At 62.4% G+C, this 21,483-nt stretch carries 15 protein-coding genes; 5 read left to right on the top strand and 10 right to left on the bottom strand.

The annotated features are described in order from the left end of the window. Positions 1–490: 490 nt before the first annotated feature. Both QMO80_RS21545 and QMO80_RS21540 read right to left on the bottom strand, forming a co-directional pair. Complete coding sequence (locus QMO80_RS21545) at positions 491–1,423, bottom strand: ornithine cyclodeaminase family protein (RefSeq protein ID WP_283198294.1); 933 nt, start codon at positions 1,421–1,423, stop codon at positions 491–493. A 97-nt stretch (positions 1,424–1,520) separates the two neighbouring features. Then, on the bottom strand, positions 1,521–2,027 hold the full coding sequence (locus tag QMO80_RS21540; RefSeq protein WP_283198293.1) for a GNAT family N-acetyltransferase: 507 nt from the start codon (positions 2,025–2,027) through the stop codon (positions 1,521–1,523). 1,083 nt (positions 2,028–3,110) lie between these two features. Between QMO80_RS21540 and QMO80_RS21530 the strand changes: the two genes are divergently transcribed. Continuing rightward, positions 3,111–4,526, top strand: a complete 1,416-nt coding sequence (locus QMO80_RS21530; RefSeq protein WP_283198291.1) for an aspartate aminotransferase family protein — start codon at positions 3,111–3,113, stop codon at positions 4,524–4,526. 301 nt (positions 4,527–4,827) lie between these two features. Further along, entirely contained in the window at positions 4,828–6,159 is a 1,332-nt protein-coding gene (locus QMO80_RS21525; protein WP_283196684.1) for an IS1182 family transposase, read from the top strand. A 344-nt stretch (positions 6,160–6,503) separates the two neighbouring features. Here QMO80_RS21525 and QMO80_RS21520 read toward each other — a convergent pair whose 3' ends face one another. After that, complete coding sequence (locus QMO80_RS21520; RefSeq protein ID WP_116273726.1) at positions 6,504–6,926, bottom strand: TIGR02594 family protein; 423 nt, start codon at positions 6,924–6,926, stop codon at positions 6,504–6,506. A gap of 507 nt (positions 6,927–7,433) precedes the next feature. Then, positions 7,434–8,609 carry an MFS transporter gene (locus QMO80_RS21515; protein WP_283198290.1) on the bottom strand — a complete coding sequence of 392 codons (1,176 nt, stop codon included), beginning with the start codon at positions 8,607–8,609 and terminating at the stop codon, positions 7,434–7,436. Between the two features lie 343 nt (positions 8,610–8,952). Between QMO80_RS21515 and QMO80_RS21510 the strand changes: the two genes are divergently transcribed. Next, positions 8,953–10,854: a potassium transporter Kup gene (locus QMO80_RS21510; RefSeq protein ID WP_283198289.1), complete on the top strand. Its 1,902-nt coding sequence runs from the start codon at positions 8,953–8,955 to the stop codon at positions 10,852–10,854. A 41-nt stretch (positions 10,855–10,895) separates the two neighbouring features. Here the strand turns inward: QMO80_RS21510 and QMO80_RS21505 are convergent, their stop codons facing one another. Continuing rightward, complete coding sequence (locus QMO80_RS21505) at positions 10,896–12,476, bottom strand: Na+/H+ antiporter (protein ID WP_283198288.1); 1,581 nt, start codon at positions 12,474–12,476, stop codon at positions 10,896–10,898. Between the two features lie 262 nt (positions 12,477–12,738). Here QMO80_RS21505 and QMO80_RS21500 point away from each other — a divergent pair, with 262 nt between their 5' ends. Then, the gene (locus tag QMO80_RS21500; RefSeq protein ID WP_283198287.1) at positions 12,739–13,515 is read left to right on the top strand and encodes a protocatechuate 3,4-dioxygenase; all 777 of its coding nucleotides are present in this window, start codon (positions 12,739–12,741) and stop codon (positions 13,513–13,515) included. A 165-nt stretch (positions 13,516–13,680) separates the two neighbouring features. After that, the gene (locus tag QMO80_RS21495) at positions 13,681–13,962 is read left to right on the top strand and encodes a nodulation protein (protein WP_283198286.1); all 282 of its coding nucleotides are present in this window, start codon (positions 13,681–13,683) and stop codon (positions 13,960–13,962) included. A gap of 18 nt (positions 13,963–13,980) precedes the next feature. On the opposite strand, the gene QMO80_RS21490 is transcribed toward QMO80_RS21495, so the two are convergent. From QMO80_RS21490 to QMO80_RS21470, 5 genes are all read right to left on the bottom strand, one after another. Next, positions 13,981–15,471 (bottom strand): right-handed parallel beta-helix repeat-containing protein, encoded by a 1,491-nt coding sequence (locus QMO80_RS21490; RefSeq protein WP_283198285.1) that lies wholly within the window; start codon positions 15,469–15,471, stop codon positions 13,981–13,983. Between the two features lie 716 nt (positions 15,472–16,187). Then, complete coding sequence (locus QMO80_RS21485; protein WP_283198284.1) at positions 16,188–17,678, bottom strand: right-handed parallel beta-helix repeat-containing protein; 1,491 nt, start codon at positions 17,676–17,678, stop codon at positions 16,188–16,190. A gap of 473 nt (positions 17,679–18,151) precedes the next feature. Continuing rightward, complete coding sequence (locus QMO80_RS21480) at positions 18,152–19,360, bottom strand: ABC transporter permease (RefSeq protein ID WP_283198283.1); 1,209 nt, start codon at positions 19,358–19,360, stop codon at positions 18,152–18,154. A 4-nt stretch (positions 19,361–19,364) separates the two neighbouring features. Beyond that, positions 19,365–20,504 carry an ABC transporter permease gene (locus QMO80_RS21475; protein ID WP_283198282.1) on the bottom strand — a complete coding sequence of 380 codons (1,140 nt, stop codon included), beginning with the start codon at positions 20,502–20,504 and terminating at the stop codon, positions 19,365–19,367. Beyond that, the gene (locus tag QMO80_RS21470) at positions 20,501–21,199 is read right to left on the bottom strand and encodes an ABC transporter ATP-binding protein (RefSeq protein ID WP_283198281.1); all 699 of its coding nucleotides are present in this window, start codon (positions 21,197–21,199) and stop codon (positions 20,501–20,503) included. The genes QMO80_RS21475 and QMO80_RS21470 overlap by 4 nt, the downstream gene beginning before the upstream one ends. Positions 21,200–21,483 lie beyond the last annotated feature (284 nt).

Here is a 21,483-nt window from a genome sequence, read left to right as displayed (position 1 = left end):
GCCCTTAGAGGCTCCGCCCTATGGGCTACGCGCCTCAGGATGAGGGATTTTGGAGGATGCCGCACCCCAAATAACAGGCGTGGAATACCCTGGCTTTGCTCCACCTGCTGTTACGCCAACGCTCGTGCATCGCCCCAGAGAGCCTCATCCTGAGGTGCCCCGCAGGGGGCCTCGAAGGACGAGGCGGGTGCTCCGGCGGCGGATGGATGCAAGCAGCAGCGTTGCGGCGTGTCCTTCAAGGCTTCGCCCTATGGGCTACACGCCTCAGGATGAGGGATGTTGGCGGATGCCGCGCCCAATAACAGGCGGTGGAATACCGTGGTTTGCTCGCGCCTGCTGTTGCGCCACCGCTCGCGCAGCGCCCAAGAGAGCCTCATCCTGAGGTGCCCCGCAGGGCCTCGAAGGACGGGGCGGGTGCTCCGGCGGCTGATGGATCTCAACGATAACCCGCATCAAAACAAAAGCTTAAATCCCGTTCCTGAATCAAATCCTACGCCGACATCCCCACCCTATGGAGGATTGCCGAAGCGACGACCACCTCGGTTCCGGCGAGGCCGACCGAGCAAAACAGCGTCGTCTCCGCAGGTGATCCTCGCCCGACCGACTTCCCGGCAATGATGTCGGCAAGGTCGGCCATGCGATCGTCGTTGCCGGAGCCGGCGAGGAAAAAGGGCGACGCGTAGGCTCGGGTCTGCTCGGGAGAATCCGTCGCGATCACCGCCGCGGCATCGGCGACATCCAGGCCGAGTTCGTATCCCTCAAGCGTTTTCGGGCCGACGGTGTTGACGTGCACACCGGGCTTCAGATCGCCGGAATGAATGACGGGCGTTCGGCTCGTCGTCGCGCAGATGACGATGTCGGCGTCATCAACGGCTTCGCGGGCGCTGCCGACAGGCTCCACCGCCAGCCCCAGAGCATGCTGCATCTCGCTTGCGAAGGCGGCGCGATTTTTCTCGTCGCGACTGTAGACGCGGGCGCGATCCAGTTTTCGAACGGCCGCCGCCGCAGCAAGCTGGGTTCGCGCTTGCGCTCCGCTGCCGAGGATTCCGACGATCCTGGCACTGGGCGCGCTGAGGTGGCGGACGGCGAGACCTCCGATAGCGCCGGTCCTGAGGTTGCCGAGGCGCTCCCCGAGAATGATGCCCTTGAGCCTGGCGTCGTCGGCCGACCACACCGCGACGATCTGCGAATGCTCCACCCCGTCGAATGTTTCGTACACGCGAAAACCTGCGAGCGGTTTGTCGCCGAGGATACCGCCGACGGTGAAGACGAGATCGCCTCGACTGGGAAAGGATACATGATGCCTGGGCGGAGAGATCAGCCGATTGCCGGCTCTCGCGAGAAAAGCGGTCTCAAGCGCATCGATGGCAACACGCATCAATGCGCTGCCGACCAGATCCTCATCTCTCAGAATTTTCGTCACGGCAAACCTCCAGCCTCATGCCGGCATCCTGCGACCCCAACCGCGCTTGAGGTCAATAGAGGAGGTAAAGCGGTTGCGCTGAAATTCCGCGCGAGGCCTAATCGACCAAACGGCAGGCCATGATAACGTCGTCGATCTCCCTGCCCTCCTCCAGAACCCCGGCCGGAATCCTGCCGACCTCGGAGAAGCCCTGCCGCTGATAGAACCGGATCGCCGCCGGGTTCTCCGCGCTGACGAAGAGTTCCAGCTGCCGGATGCCGATATGGCGCGCATGATCGGCAACAACATCGAGCAGCCTCCCGGCAAGACCGGTGCCGCGCAGGCTCCTTCCGATGTAGACCATGATGATCGTCGCGCGATGGGCCATCTTGCTCGACCGCTGCCGCACCAGGCCCATTATGCCGACGGGCTCATTATCCTGAAACGCAATGAAAACCGGCTCGCTCAGGCGGCTGCGCCACTCCTCGAGGGAAAGAGCCGCCCAGTCTTCGTAGCGGCTGGCAAAGGAGGAAGGTTCGGTGCGAAGCGCTTCCAGACGGATGCGCCGGAAAGCCTCCACCTCGCCTGGCTGGATATGCCTGATCGTCACGCCGCTTGCATCCATTCGGAGACCTCCCGGGATATCTTGGCTATCGTCATTGCAGAGGGCTCGGGCCGATGCAAGCGGCGGTGACGACTTCGATTCCGGCTCCTGTTGCGCCACCCCTCACGGCAACGCCTACGAGAGCCTCATCGTGAGGCGCCTCGTAAAGAGCATCGAAGGACGAGGCGGGTGCGCGGCCAGCTGAAGAATGCAGGGGGTAGTGCTGAAGAGTGTCCTTCGACGCTCCGCCCTTTCGGGCGCCGCAACTCAGAATGAGGAGAAGTGCCACACCCAAAATAACGGGCGCCAGCGCCCACTACTGCGCGGGAGTTCCGACCCGGCCGCCTTTCCGGACGCCCGATTGATCGGACGGTCCGACCGTCGGTTGGTTCGTCGGCCGGAGATCCCATTGATCGCGTGGCCGGACGGCTGGTGGGTTGGTCGCCGGGTCAGGGGTCGACCCCACAACCAGGTCATCAGCTTGCTCGCTCGCCCCGGTCGCCGACCAGCCAGGTTGGTCGCTCCGCGTGCCCATCTTGAAGGGTGCAACCTGCTGGACAATGGCGAGAAGAACTATCCCTACCATCATGCACAACAGCGTATAGAGAACGAAATACTTCAGTGCATATCCCTCGCTCATTGGCAGAGCGTCCTTGGCAGTAGCGCGATTGATATTTCCACATCATTGAATGATACTTAGACAAAAGGCAATAGATTTTAAATACAACCAATAAAATTCAGAAATTAACAGCATGGAATTATGTATTTATTGGCGAGCTTCAGGAAACATCTCCCGCACTGCTCGATTTATCTTGGCCATCCCGGTAAAGGCGAGACGCACGTCAGCGACGGCGGTCGCACGCTTCGGACTGGAAAGCGTCAATGCGCCGCTGGAGCTCACGCAATTTACATCAATGCCGCCTTACCGGGGTCGCCTTGATGGATGCCTATGCGGCGCCGTCATGCTGCAAGGTTCCGCGGCGCCCAGGATCGATCTTAGTTTCGCTGCCAAGACAGCGTCGGCAATATCGGCTAGACTGCCTGCACCGACAGCTTTGCGTCGAGGGGCGTCCAGGGCGAACGGTCGGCGGCAGGGGGATCCGCATGTCGGCAATTGCATCTCTGTTTCAGGAAGCCGCCCGGCTGGCAGCGGGGTTTCGGCAAGCAGCCCCTTCCCGCCATATGCCCGCTCACGACTATGCAACCTCGCTTGCCTCCTTTGACGAGCCGCTGCCGGTGGCCGGCTCCGATATGCTTGACGTTATCAGCCAGTTGGCGAATGACGCCGAACCCGGGCTGCATGCAACCACCGGCCCACGCTTCTTCGGCTGGGTCATCGGCGGCTCCCATCCTGTCGGCGTCGCAGCCGATTTCCTCACCAGCGCCTGGGGCCAGAATGCCGGAAACCATACCGCCGCCCCGGCCGCAGCCGCCGTCGAAACCGTCGCCGCGAGATGGCTTCTCGATCTCCTGAAGCTGCCGGCAGAATGCTCGGTCGGCTTCGTCACGGGCGCGACGGTCGCGAACTTCACCTGCCTTGCCGCCGCGCGCGGCGAGGTGCTGCGCCAAGCCGGCTGGGATGCCGATGCCAACGGCCTGTTCGGCGCACCTGAGATCACCGTGCTGATCGGTGACGACGCTCACACGACGGTGTTCTCCGCGCTGCAATTCCTGGGCCTCGGCCATGATCGCGTGCTGCGCGTGCGCACCGATCAGGAGGGACGGATAGACCCGGCCACACTGGCGGGCGCGCTCGATACGATCTCTGGTCCCATCATCGCCATTCTCCAGGCGGGTCAGATCAATACCGGCGCATTCGACGATTTCGCCGCCATCATTCCGCTGTTGAAGGCGCGGCGCGCCTGGGTGCATATCGACGGCGCCTTCGGCCTCTGGGCGCAGGCGTCGGTGAAGACCAGTCATCTCAGCCGCGGCATCGAAGCCGCCGACAGCTGGGCGACCGACGGTCACAAATGGCTGCAGACGCCCTATGATTGCGGCTATGCGATCGTCCGCAACGAAATCGCCCATCGCCGCGCCATGACGATCGCCGCAAGCTATCTGCCCCTCGCCGGCGAAGGTGAACGCGATCCTTCCCATTACGTGCCCGAGCTATCCAGAAGGGCGCGCGGTTTTGCCACCTGGGCGATGCTGAAACATCTCGGCCGCGAAGGTGTGGCCGCCCTCATCGACCAGTGCTGCGCCTCGGCGCGGCTGGTGGCCGACCTGCTCGCCCGCGAACCCGGCATCGCCATTTTGAACGAGGTCACGCTGAACCAGCTCGTCATCCGCTTCGGGACCGGCCGCCCTGAAGAAGAAGGCGATGCCCTGACCCGAAAGACGATCGAAAAGATCCAGGCGGACGGCCTGATCTTCGCCGGCGGCGCCAAATGGCACGGCCGCGATGTGTTACGCCTCTCCGTCACCAATTTCCAGACGACATCGGATGAGGCAGAACTGGCGGTGGAGAGCATCATCGCGGCGTTCAGGAGCGTCAGCGGCAATTCCCGTCCGCGCTAACCCCGTTGCGTCCATTGCCGATCCACAGCCCTGCAAAGTCCGGCGCTGGCACGCCGCGGCACCATCCGGCGAGGCAAGCCGCCCTCCCTCCGCCCTCATCCTGAGGCGCCCCGCAGGAGCCTCGAAGGACGAGGCCGGCCGCGGAAGTGTCCTCTGCAATGGATGGGGCTGTAAATGCCGAGCCACCCGCCCTCGCCCTTCGAGGCTCCGGCCTTCGGCCTGCGCACCTCAGAGCCTGTGAATGTTTTGTGGCGGTGTCGATGGGATTGTGATTCTGTTGGGTGGTTGATTTGCTTGGGGGATGATGGTGAGCGACGAGCTGTTCGAAGGATTGCCGGTGCATGGATCGCAGCGCAGTGCTCAGGCGGGGCGCGGGGCGGCGCGCATGCGCGAGCCGGTGCGCGATCAGATCGAGTTGCGTGCCGTGGATATCGACAGCTTGATCGGCCAGGATCACGCGGTGCGCGTGATTTGGAGCTATGTCGAGGGACTGGATCTGAGCGCGCTTGAAGATCGGATCAAAGCGCGTGAGCAGCGGCCGGGCCATCCGCCGATTTCGCCACGGCTTTTGCTGGCGCTGTGGCTCTATGCCAGCAGCGATGGCGTCGGCAGTGCGCGGGCGCTGGAACGGCTGTGCGGGAGCCACGACGTCTATCGCTGGCTGTGCGGCGGCGTCTCGGTGAACTATCACACGCTGTCGGATTTTCGGGTTGGTTGCGCCGATCTGCTCGACCGGCTGCTGGCCGAGCATCTGGCGGCGCTTGCCGATGCCGGCCTCGTCGCTTTCGATAATTTGGCGCAGGATGGCGTGCGGGTCCGGGCGAGCGCGGGTGCCGCCTCGTTCGGCCGCAAGGCGACGCTTGATCGGCATCTTTCCATTGCCGAGGCGGTTGTGGATCAGCTCAAGCGCGAGGTCGATGCGCGTTCGGATGCCAGCACTCGGCGCATCGAGGCTGCCAGGCAACGAGCGGCGCGTGAGCGCGGCGAGCGGCTCAGAGCAGCCAAGGCCGCTCTTGACGAGATTCAGCGCCATCGCCAAGCGCGCGAAGAAAAGCGCGGCAATGGCAAAAAGCCGAAGGAGCCGCGCGCCTCCAGCACGGATGCGCAGGCGCGGGTGATGAAGATGGCCGACGGCGGCTTCCGTCCGGCTTATAATGTGCAGGTTGCGAGCACCGCCGGCGAGCAGTTCGTGGTCGGGCTCGAGGTGACCAATGCCGGCTCCGATCGCGGCCTCATGCGGCCGATGCTGGAGCGGTTGCGCGCGCTGAGCGGCCATCTGCCGCGCCGCTATCTCGCCGATGGCGGCTTTTGCAGCGCTGAAGATATCGAGTGGGCGCACGGCGAAGGGGTCGAGGTCTTTTGTCCGCCCACGCAGTCCAAACACGGAACCGATCCCTTCTTGCCGCGGCGCGGCGACGGTGCGGGTGTGTCAACCTGGCGGACCCGCATGGGAAGCGAGACGGGCAAGGCTCAGTACAAACCCCGCTCGATCTGCGAATGCATCCATGCCCGCTGGCGCAACTGGAATCTGCGACAATTGACGGTGCGCGGCATCGAAAAGGTCCAGGCCGTCGTGCTCTGCTACGCACTCACCAACAATATCCTGCAAGGCCATCGGCTTGCCAATGGCTAAACCAGGGCAATCACCCTGACGCCAACACGCGACCATCAAAACGCACCGCGTAATCGGCTAACGCTCGATGGCATCGGCCAGCCAAGACCAGCCAACACTGGCCTGAAACGCACAAGATTCAAAAGCTTCACAAGCTCTCAGGATGAGGGCTGATCGTAGTGCCGCGTTGCGGGAGGCTGAGCGGGGACCGTGCCGTGTAGTATCCGCTGCCGATGAGCCGTGATGTCTGCGGGCGAGGCAAGCCGCACCCTCTCTCCGCCCTCATCCTGAGGTGCCCCGGAGGGGCCTCGAAGGACGAGGCCGGCCACCGGCCACCGATGCTCACTCGGCCTGACAAGCCGGCATCATCGCCGCACCGCCACCACCGAGCTGGCGCGATACCTGGACAGTTGCACCCGGTTGGATTGATTGCCGCCGAACAGGTAGACGTACTGCCGGCGCTGGTCGATGTGATCGAAAAGGCTGACATGAAAGCGCCTGCCGGTGCGGATCACCACGACATCCCCTCGCCTGGCGGCGCGGAAGAACACCGGCTTGCCGAACTTCCTCCAGGACGCCGCCATGTTGGGGTTGGGCGGCGGTTGCCGCGAAGATCGCTTGGCGACAAAGGCCAGGAATGCCCCGCACCACGATACCTTCCGGGGATTGATGCTGAGGAAGGAGATGGAGCGTTCGTGCATGCTCTTATACTTGGATGCCGTGCCCAGCATGTCCGCCTCACAGGGCACGGCAAGCACCGTGAGGACGATGACGAGAATAACCTTCATAGTTACCCACCATTGTTTGTATAACGCTGAAATTCCGAAATGTGGCGAAGAATAAAACAGGCGCGGCAACGTAGATGCCAATTATGGCGTGATTTAGAAACAACTAATACTGGCATTTTGGCGGCGGCAATTTGTCGAAATCGAGGCGCAGACAGGCTGCAGGCGCGCCTCCCTTGCGGCCGGACACAGCCATCGCGAATCCTGCAAAACAGAGGTTTTACGAGCCGGAAAGGCTGAGGCTTCGCTATCCGAACCGGGTTCTCTCGGAGAAGATGAACCGCACCCGCAAGTGATTGAACAACAAGATCATTCGCCAAAGAGTTGACATCGGCGCGCGACGCTGGTCATCACCCATACGAGCTATACTTCATATGACTACAAATAATACTTAGACACGACAGGAAATACATCGATCCCGCCCCTATTCGCCGGCAAAAGCCGGTGACCCACCTCCTGCCGGTTGCGGATATGAACGCTCCGCGACAGCGGACGGGCCGATGCGGCGTATCAACCGTGTGGTTGTACCGGGTCGGGCTGGCCTGTGATCGGCGCAGGATCAGCGGCAAGCGCCCTGGTGAGCAGAAGTGCGGCGGCGAGAACAGGGAGGACTGCCCAATAGGAAAAGCGGATGCCGACGTGTTCGGCAACGAATCCGAGCAGCGGCGGCCCGGCAAAAAACACGAGAAACGTCGTCTGCCCGAGTGCTGCAACGCTGACCGCTGCGGGTCGATCCCTACGTCGGGCCGCTGCCGAGATGGCAAGCGGATAGACCGAGGAGCAGCCGATCCCCGTCAGGCCAAAGCCTGCGAGCGCGGCAAGAGGGTGCGTCGCCGTCGCAACCGTCACCACACCGATGGCCGCGATCCCAAGGAGAGTTATTGCCACCGGGCGCGGATTGAAGCGGTCGATGACGGGGTCCATGCCGAGACGCCCGATGGCGATCAGCAGGGAGAAGATGGTCACGCCAAGCCCGCCGACGAATGGTTCGACTGCAAAAACGTCCCGCATATAGATCGCCGACCAATCGACGCTTGCGCCTTCGGCAAGAAGCGGCGCTGCGCCGACGAGGCAAAGAGGCAGCAGCCCGATGGTGGGAAAGGCGATCAGCGGAGCATGTCCTGGATGAGCGTCACGCCGTTTGGGCGCATTCTCGATCCCGGAGAAAACGATCGACCCGGCAATCAAGACAATCACGAGAGTGATGACGCTATGCAGTTCGATGGAGACGGCAGCCTGCCGCATGCCGGCGGCAACAAGGGCGGTGAGGCAGAAGCCGAGGCTCCACATGCCGTGAGCCCGGCTCATGATGCGGTATCCGAGCAGCGCCTCATGACGATCGGTTTCGATATTGGCGTTGATCTCGAATGCCCCGGTGAAAATGCCGGCAATGAAGAACACCGGCACCGCCAGCGGAGCCGAGGGCATCCAGGGGATCAGCGCCAAAAACAGCGACGCGCCGAAGACGGTGACGAAGGCGGTTCTGCGCGCCCCGAGCCTCTCGATGAACTTCACCGAGAAGGTCAGGCCGCAGAGAACCCCTAAGGACAAGACAGCGAGCAAAAGGCCGAGCTCTCCTTCAGCAAGGCCGAACTTGCGCTGGAGGTCGGGCAGCCGCGAAAGAAACGCACCGACGGAAAGGGCCACGGCAAATTGAATGAAGAAAATGCGTTGATGCGGCTTCATCTCGGGGCTTGCTCCGATTGGGGCGGGATTGAAGCCCAGGCGTCCGGGGCGCATAGCCTGATATTCCGACGAAATGGCGACCGGCCCCAAAACCCGCGGGTCCCGGTTATCTCCCACCGTTGCTGACAGTTCCTGTCAGCATGCTGGTGCCGCCGGCCGGTTCGCGAGGGGTGGCGGCTCACCGGAAGCAGTCGCCGGCCCAACCGCTTATGACCTCACACGGGGATGCTGCCCTGCTTACCCGCGTCCCCTCACAAAAAATTCGCACCCGCATCAATTTACTTGCCGTTCTGCAATGCGGCATATGTTTGTGTTCAAGGCCAGGTGGCATGAGCGGGGAACCATGACGTCAATACATGCAGACAATAGGGGTGAAGGTGCCAGCCGAAAGGGCTTTGCCGGACTGGTCATCGGCGCGGTCGGCGTCGTCTATGGCGATATCGGCACCAGCCCGCTCTATGCCCTTCGTGAGGCGCTGAGGCCCTTTGCCGCCGATGGCGTGCACGAGGCCGAGGTCATCGGGCTCATTTCGCTGATGGTCTGGACGCTGACGATCATTGTGACCTTCAAATATGTGCTCTTCCTTCTCAGGGCGGACAATGACGGCGAAGGCGGCACGCTTTCGCTTCTCGCCCTCCTGATGAAAAAAATGGGGCGAAACGTACCCGTGCTCTTCTTCGCGGGGCTGATCGGGGCGGCTCTCTTCATCGGCGATGCGATGATCACGCCTGCTCTGTCTGTCATGTCGGCGCTCGAAGGCCTGAAGCTCGTCACGCCGGCCTTTGCCGATTATGTCCCGCTCGCATCGGCGGCGATCATGATCGTTCTCTTTGCCGTCCAGTCGAGGGGAACTGCTGCCGTCTCGATGTTTTTCGGGCCGATCACGGTGTTGTGGTTTCTGGCCATGGCGGCGGGCGGTCTGATCCATATCGGCGACGACTGGAGGATTCTGGAAGCGCTCAATCCGGTCAACGCATTCCTGTTCCTCACCCATGCCGGCACCGTCGGCCTCATCGTGCTCGGCGCCGTCTTCCTGACGGTTACGGGCTGCGAAGCGCTCTATGCCGATCTCGGGCATTTCGGACGCCGCCCGATTCAGACGGCATGGTTCGTGCTCGTCTTTCCGGCATTGCTGCTGAACTATCTCGGGCAAGGCGCGCTCGTTCTCGCCCATCCCGAGACGGCGACCAATCCGTTCTTTCTGATGTATCCCGATTGGGCCTTGCTGCCGGTGGTTCTGCTGGCGACGATGGCGACGATCATCGCCAGCCAGGCTGTCATAACAGGTGCGTTTTCGCTGGCCCGCTCGGCGGTTCACCTCGGTTTCCTGCCGCGGCTGCGGATCAAGTTCACGTCGGAGACCAACACCGGCCAGATCTACGTGCCGAGCGTCAATCTTCTCCTCCTGGTCGGCGTCTTGATGCTGATCTTTTCCTTCGGCGACTCCGAGTCGCTGGCGACGGCCTACGGCATCTCGGTGACCGGAACCATGGTCATCTCGACCATGCTGGTTTTCCAGTTCCTCCGGGCGGTCTGGGGCTACTCCCTCGCGATCGCCGCCGTCCTGCTGCTGCCGCTCTTCCTCATCGAGGTCCTGTTCCTGGCGGCCAACCTCCTGAAGATCCACGATGGCGGCTGGGTTCCGGTCGCCCTTGCGCTGGCGATCATGATCCTGATGTGGACTTGGACCCGCGGGCAGGCCTATCTGAAGCGACTGCGCGCCAACAACGAGATCCCGCTCGATTCCTTCATCCGGTCGATCGAGCGAAAGTCGGAGCATTCGCCGGTCACCGTTCCGGGCACGGCAGTCTTCCTGACCAGCGTCCCGGACCGGACGCCGAATGTTCTGCTCCATAATCTCAAGCACAACCACGTGCTCCACGAACAGAACGTCATCCTGACCGTCTGGACCGAAGACGAACCCTATGTCCCCGATAGCCGCCGCATCAAGATCAGCCAGCTCTCGCCGCGCTTCGTGCGCCTTGATCTCACCTTCGGCTTCATGGACGACCCCGATGTCACCAGGGCGCTGGCGCTCTGCCGGGAGGGAGGTTTCAAGTTCGAGATCATGAAGACCTCCTTCTATCTCGGCCGCCGGAACCTCGTGAGGACGCCGAACACCGGCCTGCCCGGCTGGCAGGAGCGCATATTCATGGCATTGGAAGGCTTGGCGATCGATCCCTCCGATTACTTCAACCTGCCGTCAAACCGCGTCGTCGAACTGGGCGAACAGATTGCCATTTAGACGATGATGCCGAAGACACCGGAGTTGCAGCGGCGTGAACGTCACGCCTTGGCCGAGATCGCGCTCAGTTCCTCGAGATCGAGATCCCGTTCCAGCTCGTCCAGCGTCTCGTCATCGATGTCGCCGGCGCGGTGGAGACGAATGAGTTCACGGCGCCCTGTCGCGACCGCTTCGAGAACCACGTCGAAATGAGCATGGAGCAGCGGCACGTAATGCTCGGTTCTCTCGGCATAGTCGACGATCGCTGTCGCCCTGCGCTGATAGCGCTCCAGCAATTGCGGGTGGATGAGCTTTCCCTCCGCGTCATAGGCCAGGTTCTGCACGATCCCGAGCTGTACCTGCGCCATGGCGGCTTCGGCCTGGCTCATTGTCAGGCGCGCTCTTTCCGTCTCCGGCGCCAGCCGCGCCCAGGCAATCACCCGCCCCAATGTCGTGCCCTGCACGAGCACGGTTCCGAGAATGACGGCGAAGGAGGTGGCGAGGATGAAGTCACGGCCCGGAAAACCCTCGGGCAGGCTGAGCGCCAAGGCGAGCGTGACCACGCCGCGCACGCCGGCCCAGCTCAGAACGGTCGCCCCGCCTGCTCCGAGCGGCCGGACATGCGTGAACCCGAGTGCCGCATATGACTTGATGACGAGATCTGAGGCAAAAACCCAGGCGAACCGCGCGGCCACGAGTGTTACGAGAACTGCCAGCATCGGCAGTCCCATTGTCGCGATCACGGTGGTAAAGCCGCCGCCGCGTTCGACGACATCCCGCAGCGACAGGCCGATCAATGTGAAGACCGCAGCTTCCATCAGGAAGATCATCACCGTCCAGAACGACGTGCCTCGCATGCGCGTCGCCGCTGAAAATACGGTGTGCTGGTGCCAGGAAGCGACCAGGCCCGTGGTCACGGTGGCGATGACGCCGGACACATGCAGCAATTCGCCGAACAGATAGGAGATCCAGCCGAGCAGCACGGTGGCCGCGATGATCAGATAGTCGTCGCCGAGATGCCGGATAAGCTTGACCCATGCGGCTGCGATCACGATGCCGACGATGGCGCCGCCGAGCGCCAGCACGAAGAAGTTGCCAACCGCCTCCCCCGCGCTGAAGGCTCCCGTTGCGGCGGCGGCAACGGCAAAACGGAAGAGAACCAGGCCGCTCGCATCGTTGAGCAGGCTCTCGCCTTCCAGCAGAATCTGAAGCCGCCGCGGCAGCCTGACGCGTTCCAGCACGGCGCGCGCCGAAACCGCGTCCGGCGGCGCAACGATCGCGCCCAGTGCCGCGCAGGCGGCCCAGGGCAGCGATGGAAAGATCAGATGGACCACGACGGCCACGACGGCGCAGGTGAAGAACACCGCGCCGACGGCAAGCGAGGCGATGCCGATCATATGGCGCCGCAGCCGCGACAGCGCAATCGACCAGGCGCCATCCATCAGCAGCGGCGGCAGGAAGATGACCAGCACCAGTTCGGGATCGACCGATATCGCCGGCAGCCCCGGCACAAACGCCAGCAAAGCGCCCCCGGTCAGCAGCGCGACGGACGGCGGCAGTCCGAGCCTGTGGGCGGCATAGTGCAGCGCGATGATCGCCAGAAACATCGCGATAACAAGCTCGAATAAGTGGGTTGGTTCCATGTGTCCGCCCTGGCTCAGCAACGAAGATCGAATGCCTGCCGCAAAGAGTTACAGCCACCTCGCGCATCTGAAAAGACGCGGCCGTGCTGTAAAGGCTGCGGAACCGGGCTCAGCCGTCTTGCATGGGCAAGCGGCCGAAGACAATTCTCGTTGGTGTCAAGATTGGAGATCTCGGCTCCGATGGCCTCAATCATTGCCTGGATTTAACTAGGATTTCCTGCGCATCCTCCTTACACGCTGCCTCTTCGGGAAAGGAAGACCTATGAAAAGGCGAACTCTGGTGTTTGGAGGTGCGGCCATTGCGGCTTCAACGGTGGCTGCGGCGGCGATCTGGCCACGGCGGCATATCACTGTTGCCGCCAGGACATTCGACTGGAAGGGGACGGATTTCCTGAGCGGCGGCACAAAGTCGGTCGCATTGGAAAAGCTGCCCGCGCCGATCTTCCGCAACCGTCCGAATTGCATTGTGACATCAGCCCAAACCCTTGGCCCCTGCCATGTCAACAATATTCCGGCGCGTCAGGACGTCTCGGAAGGAAAGGCCGGGCTGCCGTTGCGGCTGGCCGTCCGCATCGTCCATGCCGCCGATTGCCGGCCGGTCGAGAGCGCCGATATCGAAATCTGGCATACCGATCATCGTGGCATCTATTCCGGCCGCGAGGCGGCCGAGATGTGTACGCTCGGCGATGCCGAGGCAATCGGCGGACTCGCCTTTCGCGGGCGCCAGCTGACGGATGCCAAGGGGCAGGCAAGCTTCTTGACGGCCTATCCCGGATGGTACAAGGGCCGCACGCCACATGTTCACTGCCGCATCCTCGTCGACGGCAGGGAGCTTCTCGTCAGCCAGATCTATTTCGACGATACGCTGAGCGACATCATCTATGCCGAGCACCCGGACTACCTTGGTCGCCCTCCCCGTGATACCCGCAATGAAGCGGACGGCATCATCCCGGAGGATGCCGCCGTTCACATATTCGACTTCGAGAAGCTCGACAGCGGCGTGCTATCCGCCACCATCACGATCGGCCTCTCTTCCTGAGCGGATAACGTAGGAGAAAGCCGTCAATCACCAGCGGCTGGCCTTGCCTGATATCCTCCGTCATCGAGTTTTTAAACGGCGACTTTGCATCCTGCATGAAACCAGATGCAGCATTTCTGCGTACTAACTCTCGACAGCGAAATACAGGCAGCGAGGGTTGATGGCATGGTCAGAAAAGAAGGCGTGGCACACATCATCCGGCAAATCGCCGAACAGGGACTGGCCAGGCTGATGATGAGGCTGCCCGCGACGCGGGCAACGATCAGGGCCGCCGCGGCGAGCCAACCGCATCTTTACGAACTCTGCGGAGCCTATGGCGAGGCCTGCGCCGTTCTTGATCGCGTGCGCAAGGATATGTCGGCCGACCCGGCGATCGTTACCGAATACGAGATCATCTGCGCGGAAATCGAAATCGACGTCACCAGGATCCTGCTCGGCGGCCGATGAGTTTGCCGGCTATCCCTGTCAGGTCAGCACACCGTCCACATCGATGGAGATGCTCAGCGTATCCGTATCGTAATGATGCGCTGCCCCATCCGAAATCTTATAATAGAACGTCTCGCTCACATCTCCGGTAAGCCCGGCAAGCTTCGCCGCGTCGAGCGTGTAGCTGTAATCGCCATGATCGTCGACATGGATGCTGCCGTATTGGCCGGTCAGCGTCAGACCGTTCTTGCCGACGACTTCGCCGTCGAAGCGGCGAAGCAGCAGGATCCCATTGGCCGAACTGTCGTTTTCGAGGAGATTGCCATGATGGGCGACATCCGTGTCGGCTGAGATTTTCAAGCTGTCATGGGCCGCAACGATTATCGGGGCCGCGCCTACATGCGTTGTTTCGCCGGCAACGTGGCTATCAAGGCTCACAAACAGGGCGTCGGCCTCGTCGAGCGTCGTGTTGTTGCTGACCGGAAAAGTGTTCGCGGCGATGATGGCCGGCGATATGCTGTAGGGCGTGACATCGCTGGCGATGAGATTGTCGTGGAAAGCTCCGGATGCGGGCCTGTCGACCTTCAGCGCCGCCTGCGACAGGTCGTCGAAAACATTGTTGTGAATATCGATATCTTCGCGAACGTAACTGGTGGTACCGGCAGAGCTGACCACCACGCCCCATACGCCGTCATGAATGTAATTGCCTGAGATATCATAGTCTCTGGTATCGCCCTGGTCGCCGAGGCCGACGGCGTAGGACCAGCTGTAGCCGCCATACCCCGATATGTCGTTGTCGTGGATGGCGACATTCGTGCCCGCCTGGGCGGCCACCCCAAAGCCGCCGCCAACCAGCGTATTGTCCTCGATCACGGCATTCACAGGCCGGACGAGCGCCAGCACGCCCTTAGGGCTAACGGCGCCCGTCTGGTCGAGATAATTGCCGCTGATCAGGATGTTGCTGCTGTCGTTCATCTGCACCGCATCTGCCGTGGTGCCGTGGGCATTGGTGACGGTATTATTGAGAAAAGTGACGCCGTTGATCTTCTCGATCCAGACGCCGTCGCCGTTCACGTCGTTGATCGTGCTGTTTTCGATGGTGATGTTCGAGCCCGTCCGGAAGGTGACCGAACCGGACTTGCCTGCCAAGCCGGTGTGATCGACCTCGACGTTGCGCACCGTCCAGTTCGAGACATAGCCGCCATAAATCGCGGCACCGCCGGTATCCGAGATCTTGATGTTCTCGATGACGATGTTCGAGGCATAAAGGCTGTGAATGCCGTCGCCGGGACTATGGATGACCGGCGCATCGCCGATCCCGTAGCTGCCGATGGTGATCGGGGCGCTGACGGTGCCGGAATATTTCAGGTCGAGCTGGTCATTATATACGCTGCCTGCAGCGAGCAGCACGGTGTCGCCGGGCTGCAGCTTCAAATTTTCCACCGCCCAGAAGGATGCAAAAGGCGCATCCTCGCTCGTGCCAGCGTTGCTGTTGGCGCCTGTCGCCGAGTTCACATAATAGACTGTCATATCGCCTTGCTCTCGCATTGTCGCGCAGCCGTGTGGGGATCAGCTGCGATGAGTGGATCGGATGCGGTCGGGGCGAAAGGCCATAAGACAATCTTCTATTGTCGTTACGGCGGTAGGCAGGTTGTGACCTGCAATGCTCCCGAGAAGCCTGGCGGTGGCTGCATCCTCGATAATACAACTTAAGGGAAAATAGTCTATAAAATAGCGACCGAAAGGTGAATGAACAGTAACGAGCGCTTTGCGATTAACGTTAGTGCCCTCCTCGTCGTTGGAGGACTTGGCAGGCACCTGAGAATGCGGAAAGAGGGTGTGCCTTATTGATCGGTGCGCCAATCACGGCAAAGCGACCAGCCCTCATCCTGAGAGCTTGTGAAGCTTGGTTCGACGCCGCAATCTACGGCAGAAATATTGCGCACGCATCAACCAACCCTCCCTCACCTGTGCTTGTCACAGGAATCCAGCCACGGCGCGTCCGCGCCGTGAATGAAGCAATGCAGAAAATGGAAAAAGTCTTTCGCGCCCAAGGGCTTGGGCGCACTGGATTCCTGTGACGAGCACAGGAATGAGGGTGGAGAGGTGAGTGCCTTGAGGCGCGGCAATGCCATGGCGGGATGCCTGTGACATCTTCTGAGGTTCGTAGCCCACGGGCGAAGCCTCGAAGGACGAGGGCGGGTGGATGAACACCCATAGGCCGCCCTCGAGATCGTCCCCTATCCTCAGCTCAGCAAGCCATCCATGTGGATGAAGACGGTCAGCGTATCTGCGTCGCTGTGATGCGAGGTTCCATCGTCGATGCCGTACTTGAAAGACTCGCTCACATGCCCGCTATGGTCGTCGGGGAGCTTCGTTTCATCGAGCGTGTAGGCATAGTTGCCTTCGCGGTCCACGTGGATGGAGCCATAGTCGCCGGTGAGCGTCAGTCCGTGTTTGCCGACGGCTTCGTCGCCGAAGCGGCGAAGCATCAGCGTGTCGTTGTCGGAGCTGTCGTTTTCCAGAAGATTGCCGCGATGGGCTTCGCCCGTATCGGTGAAGATCTTCAGATTGTCGTGGACGGCGACGACCGCCGGGTCGACAGCCGCTTCCGTCGTCGCGGCAGTCTTGGTCTCGGTGCTTGCAAGCGCCGTCTCGACATTTGCGACCGTGTGGTTGTTACTGACGGAAAAGGTGTGCGCGTCGATGATGGCGGGCGATATGCTGGTGGCCTTGACGCCGGTCTCGATGGTGTTGTTGTAGAAGGAGCCGGATGCCGGCCTGTCGACCTTCAGCGCCGCCTGGGTGAGGTCGTCGAAGACATTGTCGTGGACCTTGATATTCGTGAGGCTATAGCTGGAGCCGGTGGGGCCGCTGACGGCCACGCCCCAGGCGCCGTCGTGAATATGATTGCCCGATATGTCGTAATCCCGCGCACTGCCCTGATCGCCGAGGCCGACGGCGAAGGACCAGCTGTAACCGTGATATCCCGATATGTCGTTGTCGCGGATGGCGACGTTCTTGCCTCCAGGCGCGCTGATCCCGAAGCCGCCGCCGGTCAGCACATTGTCCTCGACCACGGCATTGGTGGCCCGCACCAGCGCAATTACGCCCTTCGGGCTGCTGGCATCGGTCTGGTCGAGATGATTGCCCTTGATCAGAATACTGCTGCTGTCGTTGATCTGCACGGCATCGGCCGTCGAGCCACTGGCGCTGGTGACGGTATTGTTGAGAAGTTTGACGCCGCTGACCTTTTCGATCCAGAAGCCGTCGCCTTTGACATCGGAGATTTTGCTGTCTTCGACCGTGACGTTTTTGCTGCTCCTGAAGGTGACGGCGCCCGCGTTTTCCGACATTCCCGACTTGGCGATCTCGACATTGCGGACCGTCCAGTTGGTGACATCGCCGCCATAGATGGCCGCACCGCCGGTGTTCGATATTTTCAGGTTCTCGATGACGATGTTCGAGGCATAAAGACTGTGAATGCCGTCGCCGCCGCTGTGAATGACGGGTGCTGCCCCCGTCCCGTAACTGCCGATCTTGATCGGCGCGCTCTCCGTGCCGGAATATTTGATATCGAACTGCTCGTTGAAGACACTTCCCTTGGCGAGCAGCACGCTGTCGCCCGGTTTCAGCGTCAAGGATTCCACTTTGGACAAAGTCGCAAAAGCCGAGTTCTGGCCCGTTCCGCTGTTGCGGTCGGAGCCAGTCGCTGAGTTCACATAGTAGATTGTCATATCGCCAATGTTGCCCTGTTCGTCGGATCGCTACATCGCCACGCGAATCGACCGGGACCGGCCGTCCGAATGCGGCGGGGGCAACCCGCCACGGCAAGAAGGCGAGAAGATGTTGTCAATGCGGCAGCGGGCCGGTTTGCGGGCCTTACTCCACAGGCAATGGCGCGAAGTTCGCTAAGGTACTGAAAGCTTCAACTTATCCGAAAAAAATTCGGCGGGGTAATTGCATGAATCGGCGATGTGTAGGGATGGAGCAATAAAAGATATGCCGCGTAGCCCCCTCATCCGGCCCTTCGGGTACCGTCTCCCCGCTGGGGAGAAGAGGGAGCAAGCCGAAGGCTTCGTGTCTACACAGGATGCGTTCGAGAAGGGCGAAATGTTCCCACGATTCCGCTTCTCCCCAGCGGGGAGAAGATGCCGGCAGGCAGATGAGGGGGCCACACGGCACGGCCTCCTGTCTTCGAGGCACTACTTCACCCCCTCGCCCGCAACGCCGCCCTCAGCGGCAGCCTTGCCGCCGCCAGCGCCGGCAAGGCGCCGCCGATCACCCCGACCGCCAGCCCCAGCAGCCCGGCGGTCAAAATCACATCAGATGTCACGACCAACTCGAACGCCATCTTCGTATTGTTGGCGCCCATCGTGCTCGCTTGCCAGCCGTTAAAGGCAAGGCGGGAGGCGAGGATGCCGACACCGGCGCCGGCGACGGAGAGCAGCACCGCCTCGACCCAGGTGGCGGTGAAGGCCGGCAGGCGGGAAAAGCCGAGCAGGCGCAATGTGGAAATCTCGATCGCGCGGTCGGAGACCGAGCTCATCATCGTGTTCAGGGCGCCCGCCGTCGCGCCCACCGCCATCAGCAGCGCGATCGGCCAGCCGAACAGGCGGATCAGGCTCTTGGTGCGCTCGGCCTGCGCGGCATAGAGATCGGCCTCCGGGATGGCGGTGAGCGGCGTGCCGGATATATCGGACAGCCGCTGGCGCAGCGCCGCCAACGCACGCGCGGGATCACCCCCATCGAGCCGCACGCGCAGGCTCTGCACCTGCCCGTGGCGGCCGAAGGCCGATTGCACCGCGTCCAGATCCGCCCAGATCTCGGATTCGAAGGCGCTGCCGCCTGAAGTGAAATGGCCGGCGACGGTCCAATCGACCGCGCCGAACCGCACCCTCTGGCCGACGGCAAAGCCGGGGAAAGCGTCTGCGATGCGGGCGCCGACGACGATCTCACGCGCGCCCGGCGCAAACAGCCGCCCCTGCGAAAGCCGGGCGCGGCCGCGCAGATCGGGCCCGGTGGCATCCATGCCCCGCAGCGACAGCGTCTGCTCGGCACCGTCGCCCCCCTTTACGTCGATCGGCACGATGGTCTCGCGCGACAGCGCCAGCCCGCTGGCGCCGTCGCGCGCGATGCCGGTGTCGCCGCTGCTGGCGGTCAGGCTGCGGATCGCATCTGCCGGCACGTCCGAACCGGTTTCCTGATTGGTGCCGCCGCCGAGGATGACGGCGATATCGGGCGAGCCGGCGCCGGCAAGAGCGGCCTCGAAGCCGCGCGCCATCGCCAGAAAGCCTGCCAGCACCGCCACCACAAGGGCGACCGACAGCACCATCGACAGCGAAATCGCGAGCCGCCGCGGCAGGCTGCCGAGATTGACTCTGATCATGATAAAGGTCTGCTTGAGCGCTGATGACATTGGCTTAACTCGTTTTGAAGGCGTTGACGATCGGCAGACGCATGGCGTTCACGGCCGGCAGCAGCCCGGTCAGCAGGCCAAGCCCGGCAATGATCGCGGCAGCCTTCAGCAGCACCCCACCGCTGAAGACGAGGCCGAATTCCGGCCCGATCGAGAGTGTCGCGAGCTTGGCCAGAATGAGCCCGCCTGCGCCGCCGACGCCGAAGATGAACAGTGTCTCGCCGAGAATGAGCGCCACGATCCGCCCGCCGGAAAAACCGAGCACCTTCATCACGCCGATTTCGAAACGGCGCTCCCTGATGGCAAACAGCATGGTGTTGACCGAGATCATCAGGATGGTCACGAAGGCGGCGCCGACGACGAGGCTGACGATCAGCCCGACATCGGCGAACTGCCGGAGAAACGCTTCGAGGAACTGTTTTTCCGATTGTGTCCTGGTCTCAGCCGCCGAATTGGCAAAGAGCGCGTCGATGCGCGCCGCCAGCACGCCCGAGGCGACACCGTCGCGCGGGCGCACCACGAAGGCGTCGACCGTATCCCTGTCCCGCGCGCGGGCTGAATTGACCATGTCGTAGCGGGCGAGCATGAAATAGGTATCGGTGCTGGTATCGGCGCCCTCGAAGATGCCTGCGATGGTGAAGCTCCAGTTCCGGCTGCCATCGGCCTTCATGAGCTGGCTGGTGACGCCGATGCGCTGGCCGATCGACCAGCCCTGCGCCTCGGCCAATGCCCTGCCGACGAGCACCCGGTCGCGACCCACTTCCAGCGCCGCGATCAGCTCAGGCGTCAGCCCGAGTTCGGCGCCGTTGGCGGCGGCAATCGCCCGCGGATCGACCGCGCTGACGGCCACGACATTCTTCTCGACCTCGACGAAACCTCGCATGCGTGCGGTATAGGCGGCGGCCGCGACATCGCGCTGCGCCGCGATCCGGTTGAGATAAGCGATCGGCAGCGGCAGCCCCCGGCCGGATTTGTTGAACACGCCGAGCAGGTCGTCGCTGGCGCCGGCCGCCCCTTGGCTGCCGCTGACGAAACTCGCCGTCAGCCCGTAGATCAGGAAGGCGATGCCGACCGAAAACATCAGCAGAATCGCCCGCAGCCGTTTGCGCCAGGCATTGCGCCGCATCAGCTGGAAAAAACTCATCGGCCGTCCCCCTCGACGAATTCGCCCTTGTTGAGATGCAGCGTGCGTCGGGCAAAGGCGGCGGCCTCGGGATCATGCGTGACCATGATGATGGTCTTGCGAAGCTCGCGATTGAGCAAATCCAGCATCTCCAGGATATCATTGGCCGATTTCCGGTCGAGATCGCCGGTCGGTTCGTCGCAGAGAATGAGATCGGGATCGGCGACGATGGCACGGGCAATGCCGACGCGCTGCTGCTGCCCGCCCGACATGCTGGACGGAAACTGCCGCTGCCGCCCAGAAAGCCCGACGAGATCCATGACCGTATCGACACGCGCCCGCCGCTCCTTGCGCGTCAGCGGCTTCAAGAGCAGCGGCAGCTCGATATTCTCCGCCGCATTCAGCATCGGCAGCAGATTGTAGAATTGGAAGACGATGCCCATGCTGTGCGCCCGCCAGGCGGCCCTCGCCCCTTCGCCCATCTGCTCAAGGTGGCTGCGCCCGATCCGGATCTCGCCGGCGTCAGCGCTGTCGATGCCGCCCAGCATATTCAGCAGCGTCGATTTCCCCGAACCCGACGGCCCCATGACCGCCACGAAATCGCCGCGCGGAATGGAAAGGTCGAGCCCCGAGAAGATCGGTATCGTCTCCGCCCCGATCCGGAACGCCTTCCTGACGCCGGCAAGCGCGATATAGGGATCTTGAGTGTCGGTCATGTTCTGCTCCGTGGTGGTTGGTTGATCTGCGGCCGGGAACCGGTGGCCGCCCTCGTCCTTCGAGGCCCCTGTGGGGCACCTCAGGATGAGGTTGGAGAGAAGCTGCGGTACTACCCTTCTCCCCAGCGGGGAGAAGGTGGCCCGAAGGGTCGGATGAGGGGGCCACACGGCATGCCATTCATTGCACTTCGCTCACGCTCAGCGCACTCGCTCCTCCCGTCGCGCGCCCCCTCATCCGCCTGCCGGAAGAGACGGATGGCGCCGGTACACTTCCTTTTGCTCAC

The organism is Rhizobium sp. BT03, assembly GCF_030053155.1.
In the GTDB taxonomy this organism is placed as follows: domain Bacteria; phylum Pseudomonadota; class Alphaproteobacteria; order Rhizobiales; family Rhizobiaceae; genus Rhizobium.
Note: the sequence above shows the minus strand (reverse complement) of the source record. Positions and strands in the feature narration are given on the sequence as shown.